This window comes from Candidatus Sororendozoicomonas aggregata, assembly GCF_031528575.1.
In the GTDB taxonomy this organism is placed as follows: Bacteria; Pseudomonadota; Gammaproteobacteria; order Pseudomonadales; family Endozoicomonadaceae; genus Endonucleibacter; species Endonucleibacter aggregata.
Window position 1 is genome coordinate 1 of the sequence record NZ_JAVLSP010000015.1, and the last position, 17496, is coordinate 17496.

General features: G+C 44.6%; 17 protein-coding genes. 4 read left to right on the forward strand and 13 right to left on the reverse strand.

Features of this window, described 5'->3' with window-relative positions:
- From V4C51_RS04700 to V4C51_RS04710, 3 genes are all read left to right on the forward strand, one after another.
- Positions 1 to 258, forward strand: a 258-nt coding sequence (locus V4C51_RS04700) for a hypothetical protein (RefSeq protein WP_330924975.1), incomplete at its 5' end; no start/stop codon positions are given.
- Between the two features lie 78 nt (positions 259 to 336).
- Positions 337 to 1668 (forward strand): hypothetical protein, encoded by a 1332-nt coding sequence (locus tag V4C51_RS04705; RefSeq protein ID WP_330924976.1) that lies wholly within the window; start codon positions 337 to 339, stop codon positions 1666 to 1668.
- A 479-nt stretch (positions 1669 to 2147) separates the two neighbouring features.
- Positions 2148 to 3944, forward strand: a complete 1797-nt coding sequence (locus V4C51_RS04710) for a hypothetical protein (RefSeq protein ID WP_330924977.1) — start codon at positions 2148 to 2150, stop codon at positions 3942 to 3944.
- 215 nt (positions 3945 to 4159) lie between these two features.
- Here the strand turns inward: V4C51_RS04710 and V4C51_RS04715 are convergent, their stop codons facing one another.
- From V4C51_RS04715 to V4C51_RS04765, 11 genes are all read right to left on the reverse strand, one after another.
- Positions 4160 to 4669, reverse strand: coding sequence for a hypothetical protein (locus V4C51_RS04715; protein WP_330924978.1), 510 nt, complete (start codon positions 4667 to 4669; stop codon positions 4160 to 4162).
- A gap of 389 nt (positions 4670 to 5058) precedes the next feature.
- Positions 5059 to 5484 carry a F0F1 ATP synthase subunit epsilon gene (locus tag V4C51_RS04720; RefSeq protein ID WP_330924979.1) on the reverse strand — a complete coding sequence of 142 codons (426 nt, stop codon included), beginning with the start codon at positions 5482 to 5484 and terminating at the stop codon, positions 5059 to 5061.
- Positions 5485 to 5583: 99 nt separating this feature from the next.
- Positions 5584 to 6960, reverse strand: a complete 1377-nt coding sequence (atpD, locus tag V4C51_RS04725; protein WP_330925032.1) for a F0F1 ATP synthase subunit beta — start codon at positions 6958 to 6960, stop codon at positions 5584 to 5586.
- Between the two features lie 91 nt (positions 6961 to 7051).
- Positions 7052 to 7912 (reverse strand): F0F1 ATP synthase subunit gamma, encoded by an 861-nt coding sequence (gene atpG / locus V4C51_RS04730; protein WP_330924980.1) that lies wholly within the window; start codon positions 7910 to 7912, stop codon positions 7052 to 7054.
- Positions 7913 to 8011: 99 nt separating this feature from the next.
- Positions 8012 to 9556: a F0F1 ATP synthase subunit alpha gene (atpA, locus tag V4C51_RS04735; RefSeq protein WP_330924981.1), complete on the reverse strand. Its 1545-nt coding sequence runs from the start codon at positions 9554 to 9556 to the stop codon at positions 8012 to 8014.
- Between the two features lie 95 nt (positions 9557 to 9651).
- The gene (locus V4C51_RS04740; protein WP_330924982.1) at positions 9652 to 10185 is read right to left on the reverse strand and encodes a F0F1 ATP synthase subunit delta; all 534 of its coding nucleotides are present in this window, start codon (positions 10183 to 10185) and stop codon (positions 9652 to 9654) included.
- An 11-nt stretch (positions 10186 to 10196) separates the two neighbouring features.
- Positions 10197 to 10667 carry a F0F1 ATP synthase subunit B gene (locus V4C51_RS04745; protein ID WP_330924983.1) on the reverse strand — a complete coding sequence of 157 codons (471 nt, stop codon included), beginning with the start codon at positions 10665 to 10667 and terminating at the stop codon, positions 10197 to 10199.
- A 131-nt stretch (positions 10668 to 10798) separates the two neighbouring features.
- Entirely contained in the window at positions 10799 to 11053 is a 255-nt protein-coding gene (gene atpE / locus V4C51_RS04750; protein ID WP_330924984.1) for a F0F1 ATP synthase subunit C, read from the reverse strand.
- Between the two features lie 91 nt (positions 11054 to 11144).
- Positions 11145 to 12026, reverse strand: a complete 882-nt coding sequence (gene atpB / locus V4C51_RS04755; RefSeq protein ID WP_330924985.1) for a F0F1 ATP synthase subunit A — start codon at positions 12024 to 12026, stop codon at positions 11145 to 11147.
- 22 nt (positions 12027 to 12048) lie between these two features.
- A complete protein-coding gene (locus V4C51_RS04760; protein WP_330924986.1) occupies positions 12049 to 12468 on the reverse strand; it encodes a F0F1 ATP synthase subunit I in 420 nt (139 codons plus the stop codon).
- An 883-nt stretch (positions 12469 to 13351) separates the two neighbouring features.
- Positions 13352 to 14074, reverse strand: coding sequence for an SDR family oxidoreductase (locus V4C51_RS04765; RefSeq protein ID WP_330924987.1), 723 nt, complete (start codon positions 14072 to 14074; stop codon positions 13352 to 13354).
- Between the two features lie 629 nt (positions 14075 to 14703).
- Here V4C51_RS04765 and V4C51_RS04770 point away from each other — a divergent pair.
- Complete coding sequence (locus tag V4C51_RS04770; protein WP_330924988.1) at positions 14704 to 15198, forward strand: hypothetical protein; 495 nt, start codon at positions 14704 to 14706, stop codon at positions 15196 to 15198.
- A 775-nt stretch (positions 15199 to 15973) separates the two neighbouring features.
- On the opposite strand, the gene V4C51_RS04775 is transcribed toward V4C51_RS04770, so the two are convergent.
- Entirely contained in the window at positions 15974 to 16624 is a 651-nt protein-coding gene (locus V4C51_RS04775) for a TetR/AcrR family transcriptional regulator (RefSeq protein WP_330924989.1), read from the reverse strand.
- Positions 16625 to 16781: 157 nt separating this feature from the next.
- Positions 16782 to 17492 (reverse strand): hypothetical protein, encoded by a 711-nt coding sequence (locus tag V4C51_RS04780; protein ID WP_330924990.1) that lies wholly within the window; start codon positions 17490 to 17492, stop codon positions 16782 to 16784.
- Positions 17493 to 17496 lie beyond the last annotated feature (4 nt).

A 17496-nucleotide genomic window follows, 5' to 3' on the forward strand; every position in this document is an offset into this window, starting at 1 on the left:
AAACGGTTATCGGATGATGTTGGCGCGCTTGCTGAAACCTATGAAGATAGCGGGTACGACCTCCCTGAATTTGATGTACCTGTGTCGTCTGTTGCTATTAGCCTTGAGGGCTCTTACTCAAACAAGAGGCCGATGGGAGCGGTTGTGGGCGAATATTATGGATTCAGTGACCCCCGTTGGAAGAGCTTGAACTGTATTAATCAGAAAGAAAATCCGGTGGCTGGAGAAAAATCTGGAAGGAAAAATTTTATAGGCTAGATTTTATCTGACAGAGGCCGCTAAAAAATCGGTAATTGTCAGGTTAAATCTTAACTACTACAGATACTGGAGCTTTAAGTGAGCAATCCAACACCAACACCAACAACACCAGCACCAATATCAACAACACCAAGGGAACCGTCACAATATTCTTTTAGAAACCTGGAAGAAACAATGAGGCCGGGCGGCATCAGTATAGAAGGGTTTTTAGGGCAAACAGAATCTTTGCAAGCGGTTTTAGATTTAGATAAAAAAACGGTTTCAGAGGCCAGGTTAATTCATCAGGATCTGGCAAATGTGCTAAAGGCAATTATTTCTATTTGTCGTGAATATTCAAATAATCCTCTTCATGAGACTGGCAAAGATATTGTATTAGAAAATGCATACCCTCCTTTTAAAAGGGATGTAAAGGTTATTAATTGTAAAGGGGTAGATATAGAAATAGAGCATGTAGATGGAACAGTTTACAGAGTAATCATGGAAAGTTTTAGGGGAGCTCAGGGATCTCCTTTTGGTGATGGAACTTATGCAGACTCAGATTATTTTGTAACTAACGTATCAACAAAAACAGAGCTAAACTTTTCTAGGTTAATTCCAGACATGGTCGAAAGATATGGTTTTTACGAGGGAGAGGGAACCCGTTATAGAGTAAGTCCAGCATCAATAATAGATTTCTTTTCTATTGAAGGAGAAAGGAAGGAGGATATTGACAGCTTGCTGTCTGAAAATACTCTCTTAGTCAATACGGATGAAGCAGGTGGCACCTCATGTGAGATTGAGCCTTCTCCTGATTTTATAAAACTTTCTATTGACGGCCCTTTTTCTAGCGCTATAAAAATTTCTATTGATAAACCTATTCTTAGCCCTTTAAAACTTTCTATTGAGCCAAACTTTGACCAACTAAAATTAGATATAGAGAACACCTATCAGGTAGCTTTACAAAAATTGGGTCTGGATGCTTCAACGATTGAGGTATTTTTTGAAGACTATAGGTTCGGTAAACAGAAGGTAGTAGTTATATTTCCAAAGAATACCCCTCTTTATGAGCTATATAAGGCAGTCAGTGGTGAAACAAATGGCAAGAGGGAAATTTATCTTGTGTCATCCTCTGATCTTAGTTTTAAGACACAAATTAAAAACACCATCTATTTAGATTTGATTGTCATGGTTGTTATGAAGACACTTTTAGACGAAAAACATATTATAAAGAAAGAAAGATGGTCTTCATTTATATCTGGAGCTATAGTTGATAAAACATTATTACGTGCGTTTTTATGGTTTAATATTGAGGATTTTTGGAAAAAATACAAGGCTACAGGCGCTGGTAGCTTCACAGCCTTTTTATTTGAGGTTTTACCCAATAAAGAAGCAGCAGCACTCAAGGCCATGTTTGATACGCTTGAGGAATAGTATTTTCAAAGGCGGTGTTTGTTCGAGTAGAAGAGGCCGTTACCGACCTCAACCCTGATTGGTAAAGGAGGGGTTTAAGGGGGTTTAAAGGACACCCACAAATTTATCCTTGGCTCTTATAGGGTTAAAAGTATGGATGTCCTATATTTCCCACTATATTTCCCTATATTTCCTTGTTCAATTTTCTTGGTCAGAAACTGAAGGGTAGTTATTGCCGCTACGGTTAAACCTATGAGAGTCTCCCCGGCATAGCCGGGGGGTTATCAGTGATTAATTAAACTTTATGGAATTGCTGGCCCTGCATATTGGCATTTCATAGAGATAGGTCTAAAGTGGTGTCACTGATTTAGTTTTTTATATTTAAATGCCAATTCATAAAAACGTATCATCTTGGTTATGCAGCATGGTGTTTCTCCTAAAATCAGTAGTTTACTATCTGCATTGATGGTCTGATTAGTAGTGATTTTTAGTGGTACTTTATGTCTAACCTACGAACAATAGTCGTTGCTCTGTCATTTGTTTACATCGTGTTTAGTGTGCCAGTCAACGCAATGTTGCCAGATGAAAGCGAAAGAAAGATACTACGCCCTACAAAAGAATCTATACTCGAAAATTTTTTTATGAATCAAATGGAGGTATATAATGGTTATATTGATAAAGATATGTTTACTCTCCTATTCCCAGAAGAAAAAGCCACTGGCTTCTGGCTTCACCCTGACACATTAAAGATACTTTTACCAATCCTTGTTAGATTTTATGCGGCAGCCCATCATAATGTCCACTTCAAGCCGACCATGCATATTCCCAAAGAAACAAAAGATAATATAAGTCGATTAGAACTAGAGGTAAAAAAAGAACCATCAATAAGTAAAATAAAGAAGCTGTCATGGTTACAAAATATCATAGGGGTTAACTCAGAAATAATGCCAGAAGCTATAGTACCTCTTTTTTCTGTATGGTTGATTAATGAGTTAAATGAAACGAAACAAGAAAAAACAAACATAAATTCTTTTCTTTTCAGTTTTACCCGAAATCTTTCAAAAAAATCAGACCAAATAATGCCTGACATGCGCTTTTATGCAATGCTATATGTAGCATATGAATTTTGTGCATCCTTTAAAACCGATAATATGTTGAGATCTAGTAGAGGTAGTTTTGATGTAAATCCTCAACACAATGAGTATTTGAAAATGGTTGAAGTTGCCCATAATAATATATTATTTATTTTAAATGCTTTAGAGAACTACCTTAAACACTTTTTTAGCAACTGGACCGTATTTCCCGTAGGACAATATAATGTACTACGATCTGAAGAAAATGTAGAACAACTTTTAACGATTGAGCAAGCTCTTTTTATCCTTGATCTTCCTACACATACTGATACTGTATGGTTTCATTCGTTTCCTTGGAGAGATCAATCACAGACAGGCACCTTGGCGAGCTGGTACTATGAACAAGTGGTAGCCGCGATCTTGGAAGAAACAGAAGAAACGGAAGAAATGGAAGAAACAGAAGAAAAAGAAGAAACGGAAGAAATTAAATTAATTAACTTGCTGAATTCACAAAGACCAGCGTTTATTACTTCTTTTCTTGTACAGAAATTACATTGTCTTAACAATGAAGTAAAGGCTGATAACATATTAAAAAGATTTTTTGATAGGGTTAAACATAACAACTTAACTGCTGCTGGGCACCTTTTTCTTGATTCTCCTAACTTTTTGATCAATAAACAGCTTGACAGATATTGTGTTCAAAAACTTGTATACAAGACAAGTGAGTTGGAAGAAACAAAAAGAAAACTTGCATACTTTCTCAATCAAGAAAACGAATATGTTTTTGGAACTCGTTATTCGACGAGTATGTTTAGTACAAAAGGACATACTATATTAAGTGAAGGATATAATAAAAAAACTGAGTTATTAAGATATAAGTGGGCAAGTGCATTTTATTATTCTGGCAGTGAAATAGTTGATAAATTTGTTGCAATGTTTAAACTTGCTGTTGATTCATATGCAACTGATCATAATGAATATTATTCAATATCAAAGCTGCCTGAATTTCCTGATTCTAGTCAAAATAGTGTAGAAAAGATGGCTGGCTTATGGGGTTTTCTCATGAGCACTAGCGATAAAGTTAATGGTATTTATTACAGGGTTTTATACGATGTCATTAAATTTTGCACTGAAAATCCCGATTTTTATCCCGTAGCAAAGATCTTTGAAGATGTATTAGCAGAACCTAAAAAACGTAAAGTCCCTAAACTGTTCTGGGAGTAGGTTCTTGTAGTGGTCAAAACCTGTTTGAAACATGGCCAAATCAAGCAATCTCCACCAAATCGCCTTTTGATTCGAGTCAGGCTTTGCGATCCCCTGGGAAATATAGGGATTAAAAGGATTAAAGGACACCCATAAATTTATCATCCTTGGCTCTTATAAGGTTAAAAGTATGGATGTCCTATATTTCCCTATATTTCCTGTGAAAAAATAGCATTTTACCGTCTGTAACAATAGATATTCAGTTTGTTTTTCACCGAATACCAAAGAGATTTACCCGTTACATCTGCAATAATATTTTCAGAATCCTTGAGCCTTCTTATATACGGCTTCCAGCCGTATATGTACCATTGAAGCGAAGCGACGATTTTGCCTGTATCATTGTTGATAATGTTAAAATCCTGGTAGCTGGGCTTAAATACACACCCGTGCTTGAGTGAAGAAGCATAATGTATGGCAACATGACACTCCTTGGGTCCAGAAAGGATAATGCATGAACCTGGATTATACACGCCGTACATGCAGTACCCGTGGCCACTGGGTTTAAGTGTATAGCCACTTTTCGAGTAATGTGGGTTACCTGAGGAGGGTATCAGATTATCAATATAAAGGTTTTCATCCAGGCTATAAGCGTTAGCCATGATGAATAAGGTCAAGACCCCAGTAATAAAAACAACCGGTTTGGTTACCATGAACTTTCCAGCGCCTAAGACAGACTTAATGCTCATGATGGACTCCTGCTATCTATTAAAGAGCAGCGACGAAATAATGACTTTTGCACCTCCCTATCGAGTTACAAAAGACAAAGGAGTCTCCTGTAACTCAATGGGGAACGAATTAAAGGACACCCATCATCGAATTAAAGCATCGAATTAAAAGACACCCATAAATTTATCCTTCGCTCTTGTGGGGTTAAAAGTATGGGTGTCCTATATTTCCTATATTTCCTTGGGTGTCCTATATTTCTTATATTTCCCTATATTTCCTCATTTTTCCTATTCCTGACTGCGAGTTGATGATTCGGGCACCATTGATTTAGCCACTCACGGATGAAACGCTGATAATGATGTTCATAGCTGTACAGAAAGGTAGAAAAAACGCGCCGTAGCGCGTTTTTTTATTTGCCGAATTTCTTACGTATCGCATGCAGCGTTCTAAGCTGTGCATCCGCTTCAGCCAGCTGTATCGCCGCACGGGAGTAGTTAAACTCGCTGCTTTGATTGGTCAGCGCTTCTTCAGCCTTTTTCTTGGCTTCTTTTGCTGCTGCTTCGTTCATATCTTCCGCGCGAAGGGCAGTATCGGCCAGTACCTTGATTTGATTGGGTTGCACCTCCAGAAAGCCACCGGAAATGTAATACACTTCCTCAGTACCCCCCTGAAGAATCAAGCGAATAGGGCCAGGTACCAGCTCTGTCAGCAGTGGCGCGTGACCAAAGGCAATACCCAGGTCACCCAGACTGCCGGTAGCCACCACCAGCTCTACCAGCCCGCTGAAAATCTCTTTCTCAGCACTGACGATGTCACAATGTACAGTCATTGCCATAATGTTGTTGACTCCTTATCCACTGTTCAGTGGCTTGCAGGGCATCGGTATAAACGACAAAGTATTTCTACTGAACGCCCTGCAACCGACCTTGGATGATTACAGGGTTTTAGCTTTTTCCACAGCCTCTTCAATGGAGCCAACCATGTAGAAAGCCTGCTCTGGCAAGCCGTCAAACTCACCGTCCAGAATACCCTTGAAGCCACGAATCGTATCTTTCAAAGATACGTACTTACCAGGCGCGCCGGTAAAGACTTCGGCCACGAAGAAAGGTTGAGACAGGAAGCGCTCAATCTTACGCGCACGGTTTACAGTCTGCTTGTCTTCTTCAGACAGCTCGTCCATACCCAGAATCGCGATGATATCCTTTAGCTCTTTATAGCGCTGCAATACCGTTTGAACACCACGGGCCACGTCATAATGTTGCTGGCCGATAACCAGTGGGTCGAGCTGACGAGAGGTGGAATCCAGCGGGTCAATCGCCGGGTAAATACCTTTGGAAGCGATATCACGGCTCAGTACCACAGTGGCGTCCAGGTGCGAGAACGTGGTGGCCGGGGACGGATCAGTCAAGTCATCAGCAGGCACGTAAACGGCCTGGATAGAGGTAATGGAGCCTTTCCTGGTGGAGGTAATGCGTTCTTGCAGAACGCCCATTTCTTCCGCCAGTGTTGGCTGATAACCTACCGCAGAAGGCATACGGCCCAGCAGCGCGGATACTTCGGTACCTGCCAGGGTGTAACGGTAGATGTTGTCAATGAACAACAGCACGTCACGACCTTCGTCACGGAACTTCTCCGCGATGGTCAGGCCCGTTAGTGCCACACGCAGACGGTTTCCTGGTGGCTCGTTCATTTGACCATAAACCAGCGCTACCTTATCCAGTACGTTGGACTCGGACATTTCGTGGTAAAAGTCGTTACCTTCACGGGTCCGCTCGCCGACACCGGCAAACACGGAGAAGCCGGAGTGTTCGATGGCGATATTACGGATCAGCTCCATCATATTAACGGTTTTACCCACACCGGCACCACCAAACAGACCAACCTTACCACCTTTCGCAAAAGGTGCTACCAGGTCGATAACCTTGATACCTGTTTCCAGCAGCTCGTCACTGGCAGACTGCTCCGCATAGCTCGGTGACTTACGGTGGATAGAGGCGCGCTCCTGTTCACCGATTGGACCTTGTTCATCAATGGGGTTACCCAGAACGTCCATAATACGACCCAGAGTCTTAGTACCCACAGGTACCTGAATGGGCTGGCCAGTATTATCAACCTTCAGACCACGAGCGACACCTTCAGTGGAACCCATGGCAATGGCACGCACGATACCATCACCCAACTGCTGCTGAACTTCCAGTACCAGATTTTTTTCTTCAACGCGCAATGCGTCGTATACTTTGGGAACGCTGTCCCGTGGGAATTCGACGTCGATGACGGCGCCGATAATTTGTACAATACGACCGCTACTCATAGCCTTGCCTATCCTCTCCCTTAGTTTTTTTGGCGTTGAGCGTGTCACAAACCTGCGGTTCGTCATGACACTGCCCAAGCCCAGAGCCGACTTAAACGGCCGCTGCACCACTGACGATTTCAGAAAGTTCCTGCGTAATCGCAGCCTGACGGGCCTTGTTGTAGACCAACTGAAGATCATCAATCAGGTTGCCGGCATTATCGGTGGCACTTTTCATAGCAACCATTCGTGCGGCCTGCTCACAGGCGTTGTTTTCAACAACAGCCTGATATACCTGGGTTTCGATATAACGAACCAACAGGCCATCGAGCAGTTGCTTGGCATCGGGTTCGTAGAGGTAGTCCCAGGGTCTTCTCAACGATTTGTCTTCGTCAGGTACCAGTGGCAACAATTGCTGTACATCTGGCTTTTGCGTCATGGTGTTTACAAATTGGTTATAGACAACATACAACCGGTCGATTTCACCGGCTTCGTACTTGTCCAGCATGACTTTGATCCCGCCAATCAGGTCAGCAACTTCAGGCGTATCACCAATGGCGGTCATGGCGCCGACAACGTTACCACCAAAACTTTTAAAAAATGAAACCGCTTTGCTACCAATCAGGCTGAGCTCAATCTCAATACCTTTGTCACGCCACCTCGACATGCTGTCCACAGTTTTCTTGAACAGATTGGTGTTCAGACCACCACATAAACCACGGTCAGTAGACACAACAATGAAGCCAACACGCTTCACCTCACGCTGTGTCATAAAAGCATGTTTGTACTCAGCATTGGCGTGGGCGACGTGTCCCACTACCTGGCGAATACGCTCGGCATAAGGACGGCTGGTTTCCATCCGGTCCTGAGCCTTACGCATTTTACTCGCCGCTACCATTTCCATAGCGCTGGTAATTTTCTGCGTACTCTTAATGGACGATATCTGCGTCCGTATCTCTTTTGCGCCTGCCATTTTCTGCCCTCAAGCCTGCATATAGCCGGCTTTTATTGACAGTGTGCCGTTGCAGTGAAGCACAAGTGCTATGCGTTCACTGCAATGTGCCCACTGAAATTACCAGCTCTGGGTGGCCTTGAATTTTTCAATCAGCTCCTTGAGGCCGGCTTCAATGTCACCGTTGTAGTCGCCGGATTCATTGACAGTTGCCATCAGCTCTTTGTATTCAGCGTTGGCAAAGCTCAGCAGCGCGGCTTCAAAAGCACTGACTTTCTTGAGTTCCACATCATTGAGAAAACCTTTCTCAGCAGCGAAAATCACCAGCCCCATTTCAGCAACGGACATGGGCGCGTACTGCTTTTGTTTCATCAGCTCGGTCACACGCTGACCATGCTCAAGCTGCTTACGGGTAGCCTCATCCAGGTCAGAAGCAAACTGGGCAAACGCCTGCAGCTCACGGTACTGAGCCAGTGCCAGACGAATACCACCGCCGAGCTTCTTGATGATTTTGGTCTGTGCCGCACCACCGACACGGGATACAGACACACCGGCGTTCATCGCGGGACGGATACCGGCGTTAAACAGATCGGTTTCCAGAAAGATCTGACCGTCAGTAATAGAGATGACGTTGGTGGGTACGAACGCAGAGACGTCACCCGCCTGGGTCTCGATGATAGGCAGCGCGGTCAGAGAACCGGTCTTACCTTTCACTTCACCCTGGGTCAGGGCTTCAACATGCTCTGCGTTAACGCGTGCGGCACGCTCCAGCAGACGGGAGTGCAGATAGAAGACGTCACCCGGGTACGCTTCACGCCCCGGTGGACGACGCAGCAGCAGAGAAATCTGGCGGTATGCCCATGCTTGTTTAGTCAGGTCATCATAGATGATCAGGGCATCTTCACCACGGTCACGGAAGTATTCACCCATGGTACAACCGGCAAACGGTGCCAGGAACTGCATTGCCGCAGGGTCAGAGGCACCGGCTGCTACGATGATGGTGTGATCCATCGCGTCATGCTCTTTCAGCTTGCGCACTACGTTGGCAATAGACGACTGTTTCTGTCCAATAGCGACGTAAATACACTTAATGCCAGAACCTTTCTGGTTGATGATGGCATCAATAGCCAACGCTGTTTTACCGGTCTGTCGGTCACCGATAATCAGCTCACGCTGACCACGACCGATAGGCACCATGGCATCAACAGACTTATAACCGGTCTGAACAGGCTCATCAACAGACTGACGAGCAATAACACCCGGTGCTACCTTTTCAATAGGTGATGTTTGCTTGGTTTTAACCGGGCCTTGCCCATCAATGGGGTTACCCAGCGCGTCTACCACACGCCCCATCAGCTCAGGGCCGGTTGGCACTTCCAGGATTCGGCCTGTGCACTGGACTTTCTGGCCTTCAGCCAGGTGGCTGTAATCACCCAATACTACGGCGCCTACAGAGTCTTGCTCCAGGTTCAACGCCATTCCGTATACACCGCCTGGGAACTGGATCATTTCCCCGTACATAACGTCGGCCAGACCGTGGATACGAACGATACCGTCAGTCACACTGACGATGGTGCCCTCATTTTGGGCTTCACTGGACACATCAAGCTGCTCAATACGGCTCTTGATAATGTCGCTGATCTCAGAAGGATTCAGTTGCTGCATAGCTTACCTGCCGAATTTACGCCCAAAAACAGCCTGTTTTACTCATAAAGAAACGTACGTTAGTGCTGTATTTTGGACTCATGGCTATTTGTGACTCAGGAAACCATCGCATCGGCCAGCTTTGTCAGCCGGGCACGAAGGCTACCATCTATGACCAGATCACCCGCCTTGATAATAACGCCACCAATCAGGCTTTTGTCGATCTGGATATTGAGGGCAACACTGCGACCAAGGCGAACCTCGATTTTCTTCGCAAGTGTATCCCGTTGTTCAGACGACAAAGGAAAGGCTGTGGTGACGCTCACATCCTGCGAGCGTTCTTCTTCTGCTTTTAATTCATTAAACAGCGTGTCAATAACTGGCAGCAGTTCTAACCGTTTATTCTCGGACAAAACATGAATGAAGTTTTCAACATCATTGCTTAAACTCCCCTGACATAACTCAAGGAAGGTTTGTGCCTGTTTCTTTCCAGTCAGCGACGGATTGCTTAATAAACTCACAACGTTGTCAAAGCGCACAACGCCGGCACACAAGGAAAGCATCTTGGACCACTGAGACAGTTGTCCCGCCCCCCTGGCATGCTCAAAGGCGGCTCGCGCATAAGGACGGGCACATGTGGTCAATTCCATGAAACCTCTCCTTAAAGTTGAGCAGCCAGATCGTCGACCAGCTTGCTGTTCGCCGCCTGGTCTACCTGCTCGCCCAGAATTCTTTCAGCGCCAACAACAGCCAAGGCAGCAACCTGATTTCTCAGGGCCTGGCGGGCAAGGCTCGCTTCCCGCTCAATTTCAGCTTCAGCGGCGGCTTTCAGGCGATCGCCTTCAACCCGTGCCTGTTGTTTGGCTTCATCGACAATCTGCGTTGCGCGCTTGTTTGCCTGATCAATAATTATCTGAGCCTGTTCTCGGGCTTCACGCAATTTCGCTGTTGATTTATCGCGAGCCAGTGCCAGATCCTGCTCGGCTCTTTTAGCCGCCGCAATGCCATCGGCAATTTTTTTCTGACGATCGTTCAGCACCTGCATCAGCGGTGGCCATACATACTTCATGCAGAACCACACAAAGAATGCGAAGGCAATAGTCTGACCGATCAGAGTTGCATTGATATTCACGTCAATACCTCTTGCTTCGGTTAATGTCGTTCACTCGAAAGAGCTGGCTCGTGCCTGATTTGAGTGCTACTACGGACGCTGAATGTGTCCGTAGTTCCCAGTGCGGGCATGGCCGGGCATCAACGTCGGCTTTAGCCCACCAGAGCCACAAAAGGGTTAGCGAAGGTAAAGAACAGAGCAATACCTACTGTGATCATAGGAATCGCGTCAAGCAGTCCTGCGATAATGAACATTTTGGTTTGCAGTATTGGCGCAGTTTCAGGCTGACGAGCAACACCTTCCAGGAATTTACCGCCAAGCATACTGAAGCCCAGAGCTGTTGCCAGCGCTGCCAGCCCCAGCATGATTGCTACACTAATTACAGTCAGACCAACTACCAGTTCCATATTTCCTCCCGACGATTGTGTCGTGTGATGTTGTGAAATTAAAATCTTTTAAAAATTAAACGTTACAAGGCTACAGGAGCCTGCTCAGCTCCTAGTGATCTTCATGAACCATGCTCATGTAAACAATGGTCAGGACCATGAAAATATAAGCCTGTAGAGTGATCACAAGAATATGCAGAACTGCCCAGCCAAAGTGTAGTGGCAGCTGTGCCAACCCAATCATCGCGATAAGAATAAAGATCAACTCACCGGCATACATGTTACCAAACAGTCGTAACCCCAGAGAGATGGGTTTGGCAATCAAAGAAACAGTTTCCAGTAGCAGGTTGACTGGAATCAGAATCGCTTTCAGAACCGGGTTCTTACTGTTAAAGGGGTGCATGGCCAGATCGGCAAACATACCGCTGGGGCCTTTTACTTTCAGCCAGAAGAAAATCATCAAACCAAACACGCTCAGGGACATGCTCATGGTGATGTTAGGGTCAGTGGACGGTACGATCTTCATGTATGGCAGACCGGCCAGTGTTGCCAGCCCTGGAATCCAGTCAACAGGGAGCAGATCCAACAGGTTCATGAAAAATACCCAGACAAAGATCGTCAGCGCCAGAGGGGCGATCAGCGGGTTTTTACCGTGGAAAGATTCTTTGACACTGGTGTCCACAAACTCAACAATGGTTTCGATAACATTTTGCAGCATACCCGGCGTACCGGATGTCGCTTTTTTGGCCACGTAGCGAAACAGCAAAATAAACACCAACCCAAGCAATACCGACCAGAACAGACTGTCGACGTTAATGGCCCAGAAACCCATGTCTTTGGCTTCTGCCGCGGTTTTCGCGAACGTCCAGGTGGGTTCTGTGAGCGTGCCTATATGTTCACCATAGGCGTCAACTCGTTCGTAACCTGCTGGTAGCTGACCAAAGGTCAAATTCTGCAGGTGGTGCTGAATATATTGAGAAGCAGTACTTGCCATGGTTAGTTCCGTACACCATCCATTAATGACTATGTTTACGTTGCCGCTGCGCCAATAACAGAGGCGTCAACCAGTTGGTCGATTGGGTAATAAAAAAGGCGCCAAAGAGCGCCCAGGGTTCAACCGACTTGTTCAGGGTAAAGACCAGGACAAACGCCACTACTGTTAAGATAAACTTGCCGATCTCACCCTGGTAGAAAGAGCTTACAATTTGCTTCGCTGCCCTGGCACCTCTGAAGCGAAACGCTCTCCAGACCAGATAGGCATGGGGAATAGCGCAACAAAGCCCACCTAACAGAGCAGACAGGGCCGCATTAAAACTAATGGGTAGTGAAAGAAGCATCAAAACCAGCGTCACACTAAACTGGGTCAACACCACTTTGTGTACAGCAGGTTTTTGCAGATAGTCATGGCCCGAATATAGCCCTACCTTCAGCTGCATGGTGTGCTTAACCCCCGGAGCCTAGTCTTAAACATACGCTTGTTGTGTATTCCTCTCTACACACTTCTCACTAACAGACAGACTGGTAGCAGAGATATTTCTGCTAACCAGATTGTCGTCCTGACTGTATAAGCTAATATAGCTTTTGCATGCCCTCATGACGAAGGCATGCAAAAACCCAGAGTTCTATGTGAGTGCGGGAGAGTTGCAATTGTACGAAGAAAAACTAGCATTACAACCGTTTGTCTACAATGTTTAGACAACACGCCAACTGTTTTTGCTTTTAATAATACTGCCTCTATCCATGTATGCGATAGTATATAGGCATTAATGCTCGTAAATCAAGCTGTTATTTTTCATGTTTTTTAGTGAATGACGGTTTAAAGACAAGCTTTTTTACTTATGAACGACACTGGTTTTTTTATCTCGTAAATCGCTTTAGTAGCTCGATTTTTAAGACTACTTCCAGGCAGGCGCTGTGCTTGTGGCATGATCGACAGTATGTTGAAGCCTTTGTTGGTTCAGCTTATTAACCCGGATATTTCATAAACATGCTCCTGGCCTTGCTTGCTCCTTGCGGCTCTAATGGGAGTTCATGAAATATCCGGGCTAAGATGAACAAGAATTTTTTTGCACGACCATTAGTTATTATAACAAAAAAAAGTGCCCACACCCTGAGTATTTTGGTCTGCTATTTTTACATTCTTACTGTTAAAGGTTTGCAGCTGATTTTTTATAATACGTCATTTGACGTATTATAAAAAATCACAGGCTTAGCCCGCTTTCAGGAGATCTCCAGGTTGAAGAATAGCTACCTTCCCGGTAGCGCTAAGCCCATGTCAAACAAGCCTTTCATTCCTCAATACCAAGCTTATAGACAGGCTCAGGGCTGCTGACGAGTTGCTGCTACGACGACTTCCCGTACGCATACATTTTGTGGCACTTGGTAAGCAAAGGATACGCAGGCGGCAATATCTTCAGACGTAATTGCGCCACCAATACTCTTTTTCCAGTCTTCATAAACCCCTTTTATTTCATCAGAAGCCGTGTGACTCAGTAGTTCGGTTTCAACAGCACCCGGGGCTATCACAATTACACGAACATTATCGTCAGCCACTTCTTCTCGCAGTGTTTCACTCAAGCCATGTACGGCAAACTTGGTGCCACAATAGGCAGTATGGTTCGGGAAACCTTTAATTCCTGCCACGGAGCTGATATTGATGATGGTGCCACCCTTGCGCTTTTGCATGGATTTCACCACAGCATGAATGCCATTGAGAACACCTTTTATATTCACATCAACCATACGGTCCCATTCATCCGGGTTCTGTTCAGCGGCTTGACCCAGTAGCATGACACCTGCGTTGTTAACCAGACAGTCAGTTGGCCCGTATTTCGCCTCTGCTTCTTTCACGGCATCCAGAACGGCGGCACGATCAGTCACATCCACTTTTCTGCACAGCGTTTCAGGTAGATCAAGTGCCTCCAGTTGGTCCAGTCTTCTTGCCAGTAGCAGCAGGGGGTGTCCCTGTGCGCTGAATGAGCGGGCAATAGCCGCACCAATACCGGAACTGGCGCCTGTAACAACAATTAACGGTTTGGCCATTTTATTTCTCCCTTATTCCAGGTCGATTGGGGGGAAGTCACTCTAACTGAAATTCATCAGTTGAGCTACCATCCACCGGATCGTATGGATCTGTCTTAAAATAACTTCCGTATTTGGCAAAGTGTGATGTACGCTAATGCCTGCCTGGTGTTTTGCCCTGGTGTACTCATGAAAGGTTATTCAGCTAAGGATAACTGGCCGATGGGTATCAGCTGTAATCATGGGCAAAATTGTAAAAGAAATTAAGCATGTGCTGGCTATTACCGGACGACTATCATTGCCCACTTAAAAACTAATCCCACCGCAAGTAACTGAACTACCCTTTGAGAATACAAAAGTTCAGTTCCTTTGTGAGAAGACTGTGCAGTGGCGGCTTTATTGGTATCGAGAAAAAGGCCGCATGTTGTCAGGTAATAACCAGCAGGCCAAGGCTTTTAGCCCGGATATTTCATAAACTGCCCTTAGAGCCGCAAGGAGCAAGCAAGGCCAGGAGCATGTTTATGAAATATCCGGGCTAGGGAAGCGTTCCCGGCGTTAACCGGAAGGGATGAAAAGGTTATTTACTATGCGTTTGACTTGAATTCAGAGCATCATATTGCATCAAGTGATACGGACAGAGGGTGTATCAAATGAACAGTCAGATTAATTTATTATTTGCGACTATCGCTGTCACCGCTTCAGCGACAGCAGCTACCATTAGTTTTAGCCAGCCTTCTCCGCCTTCAGGAATAACAACACCAATAACCGTAAAAGCTACCGGTATAACCCGGTTAGAGCGAGATGTAAAGGCTGAGGGTACATTTGAAATACAAAAAGATGGACAAGGGAGAGTCGTAAATACAAACGTACTTGTGAATAATTTTAATAATAATCTCCCTCAAATACCCAGTGGCTCAGTTGGTTGGTCTTCAGAAAGTGGCAATACATACACATTTACACTGTCAGCTGGAGGAAATCCTGGAAAATGGGACCCAAAACAAAATTATTGCGAAACAGTCTATGTCGATAAAAAAAAGATAGGTAAGAACTGTACAAGCTCTACCAGCTACTGGAACCCCACGTTAGTGAAAGGCATTGAACTCTCTCAAGGAGCAAAAATTGCCGTGAATTTTTCTTATAAATAAATAGCTGTCTTTATGCTTACAAGACGAGTGTTTATCAGGTACAGCAGAGCAGTGGAAGTAGAAGACGGTGATAGTATGAAACTGAATTTAGTGGTTGATTGCTTTTAATTCGCTGGGAGCCCTATGCTTCAAGAAGGAAGCGGCGTTCAACTGCCGAATTCGGGTTGAAGGTTGGTGTCAGATGGATGGTCCGGCTTTTAAGGTTTGTGCGGTTGAGTTGTTTCTGTCATTGCTCCCTCGTAAGATCTTCTGATTCATTGTCTACGGTGAGCTTGCCAGGAGCCTGTCGGGCTTATGCTTTCGAGCATAAAATTCAGTAGGGCGAGTCAGAATTTTCGATCAATTTGTGCGAATAGTTGACCTATTTAAGCAAATTGATCGGAAATTCTGGATTTTAGGCCGAAATTGTCTTAAGTCCGACAGGCTCCCAGTACCCCACTTCCGAAAAGGAGAGACAGAGGTACAGGCAAAGTATGTGTTGTTGCTTTAAAATACTTAACAAGATCGCAGTAAAGTATAACCACTATTCACCTCAGATCAGCATAAAATTACCTCAGAGTCGTTGCAATAAACACTGTATCAGCCTCACCTGCGAAGGTAGGAACTCACTGCCGTAGAGGATTCCTGCCTTTAAGGTATGACGAGCTTTTGGTATTTTCTGAAATGCAGCTACCCTTCAAACTGATCATTGTCTCACTTTGGCTGGTTAAGTCAGGTTTGCCAGGGACTATTGATATAAAAAAGCAATGGTGTTGCTATTTTTAACACGCCATCATTAACTGCTTTTGATGCCGCACCCTTTAATGATGAGTTGTATCAGGCTCTCGGTTGCGGCAGTAAGATCCTTTTCTTCAACCTCATCTTTTCCTAACACAGCGGCCACTTGAAGATGAAAGTCAATATAATATTGAGTAGTCGCCCAGATGGTCAGTAATAAGTGCATGGGTTCAACTGGTTCCATCTTACCCTGTTTTATCCATGCATGAATAACCGTTGATTTTGCATTTATCCAGTCAGTCAGGTAATGAAGATACTCTTTAAAGTACTCTCCACCATGAAGAATTTCACTGCTAAAAATTTGAGAGGCATTAGAATGTGCCTGACAGTACGCCATTTTGGCCTGAATATAAGATCGAAAAGCTGTAGCAGGATTATCCTCAACACTTAACTCGCTAAATACGACTTCCCACAGCCCCATAATATGCTTAAGCACAGCGCTATAAAGATCCTTCTTACTGTTAAAGTAATAATGCACGTTTGCTTTGGGTAAGCCTGCTCTGTTCGCAATGCCTCTTATAGAAGCTCCCCTATAACCACTGGATACAAATTCATCTTCAGCGGCCTGTAATATAATTCGTACGTTTTTCTGTCTTGCCCGACTGGTCTTTACACCCTCTTTTGGGTACTCGATAGCAGATGGTTGCATTTTTGCCTGTTTCCGTGATTTTAGTGACTTGAAGTTATGCATATCGCATAAGCATGAAATATAGACAACAATGCAAAGTTTTCCACGCTATTTTATTTCTAATGAACGTCAATAGTCATCATTTTACATATAAGACTACGGTATAAACGACAGGTTATTATCTAGGGGCATATTCAAATACATCAGAATTTATGTTCACTATATCAAAGCCTTCTTCTAACATGGAATCTACAGTTGCGTACACCATCGTTGGAGAACCGCTGATATAAACTTCCGTATTTCTTAACACTGCTTTATCAGCAATAACAGCTTCATACAGCAGGCCAAAACGACCGCTCCACTCCCTGTCTCTTGGATGATCACTAACAACAGGGTGATAGTTGATACCTTTGCCAGACCATTGAACAGGCAGGTTGGGAAGATAAAAATCCGCCGGAGTTCTTACTCCCCAATATAAGTGTACGGGGTGCTTGTGCTTCTGATTGATACAGTGCTCAATGATCGATTTCATCTGAGCAAAGCCCGTACCTGCTGCTATCAGCAGAAGTGGCTTATCAGGCAACACGCCTGTATGGCAGCGACCAGAAGGCATTCTTACTTCAACAACCCCTTCTTCCAAGGCTTGAAATAACTGCGCTGAGTTTTTTTTGCCCGGCAGTTTCTGTATATGAAGCTCCAGCTTTTTCTGGTTTATTACGGGGGCAGAGGCAATAGAAAATGCACTGGCAATCCTTTTTTCTAAAACAATTTCCAGGTACTGACCAGCCGCATAAGCAGGGAGATGCCCCTCCAGAGTGGATAGTTGAACCCGGTATACACTGGCTCCGAGCAGTTGTATATCGGTTACCTGGAATGGCTTGGTTATCATAGTC

Coding starts and splice junctions, on each gene's coding strand:
- V4C51_RS04710 (WP_330924977.1), top strand. CDS start 2,148: ATGTCTAACCTACGAACAATAGTCGTTGCTCTGTCATTTGTTTACATC.
- V4C51_RS04715 (WP_330924978.1), bottom strand. CDS start 4,669: ATGAGCATTAAGTCTGTCTTAGGCGCTGGAAAGTTCATGGTAACCAAA.
- V4C51_RS04720 (WP_330924979.1), bottom strand. CDS start 5,484: ATGGCAATGACTGTACATTGTGACATCGTCAGTGCTGAGAAAGAGATT.
- atpD (WP_330925032.1), bottom strand. CDS start 6,960: ATGAGTAGCGGTCGTATTGTACAAATTATCGGCGCCGTCATCGACGTC.
- atpG (WP_330924980.1), bottom strand. CDS start 7,912: ATGGCAGGCGCAAAAGAGATACGGACGCAGATATCGTCCATTAAGAGT.
- atpA (WP_330924981.1), bottom strand. CDS start 9,556: ATGCAGCAACTGAATCCTTCTGAGATCAGCGACATTATCAAGAGCCGT.
- V4C51_RS04740 (WP_330924982.1), bottom strand. CDS start 10,185: ATGGAATTGACCACATGTGCCCGTCCTTATGCGCGAGCCGCCTTTGAG.
- atpE (WP_330924984.1), bottom strand. CDS start 11,053: ATGGAACTGGTAGTTGGTCTGACTGTAATTAGTGTAGCAATCATGCTG.
- atpB (WP_330924985.1), bottom strand. CDS start 12,026: ATGGCAAGTACTGCTTCTCAATATATTCAGCACCACCTGCAGAATTTG.
- V4C51_RS04760 (WP_330924986.1), bottom strand. CDS start 12,468: ATGCAGCTGAAGGTAGGGCTATATTCGGGCCATGACTATCTGCAAAAA.
- V4C51_RS04765 (WP_330924987.1), bottom strand. CDS start 14,074: ATGGCCAAACCGTTAATTGTTGTTACAGGCGCCAGTTCCGGTATTGGT.
- V4C51_RS04770 (WP_330924988.1), top strand. CDS start 14,704: ATGAACAGTCAGATTAATTTATTATTTGCGACTATCGCTGTCACCGCT.
- V4C51_RS04775 (WP_330924989.1), bottom strand. CDS start 16,624: ATGCAACCATCTGCTATCGAGTACCCAAAAGAGGGTGTAAAGACCAGT.
- V4C51_RS04780 (WP_330924990.1), bottom strand. CDS start 17,492: ATGATAACCAAGCCATTCCAGGTAACCGATATACAACTGCTCGGAGCC.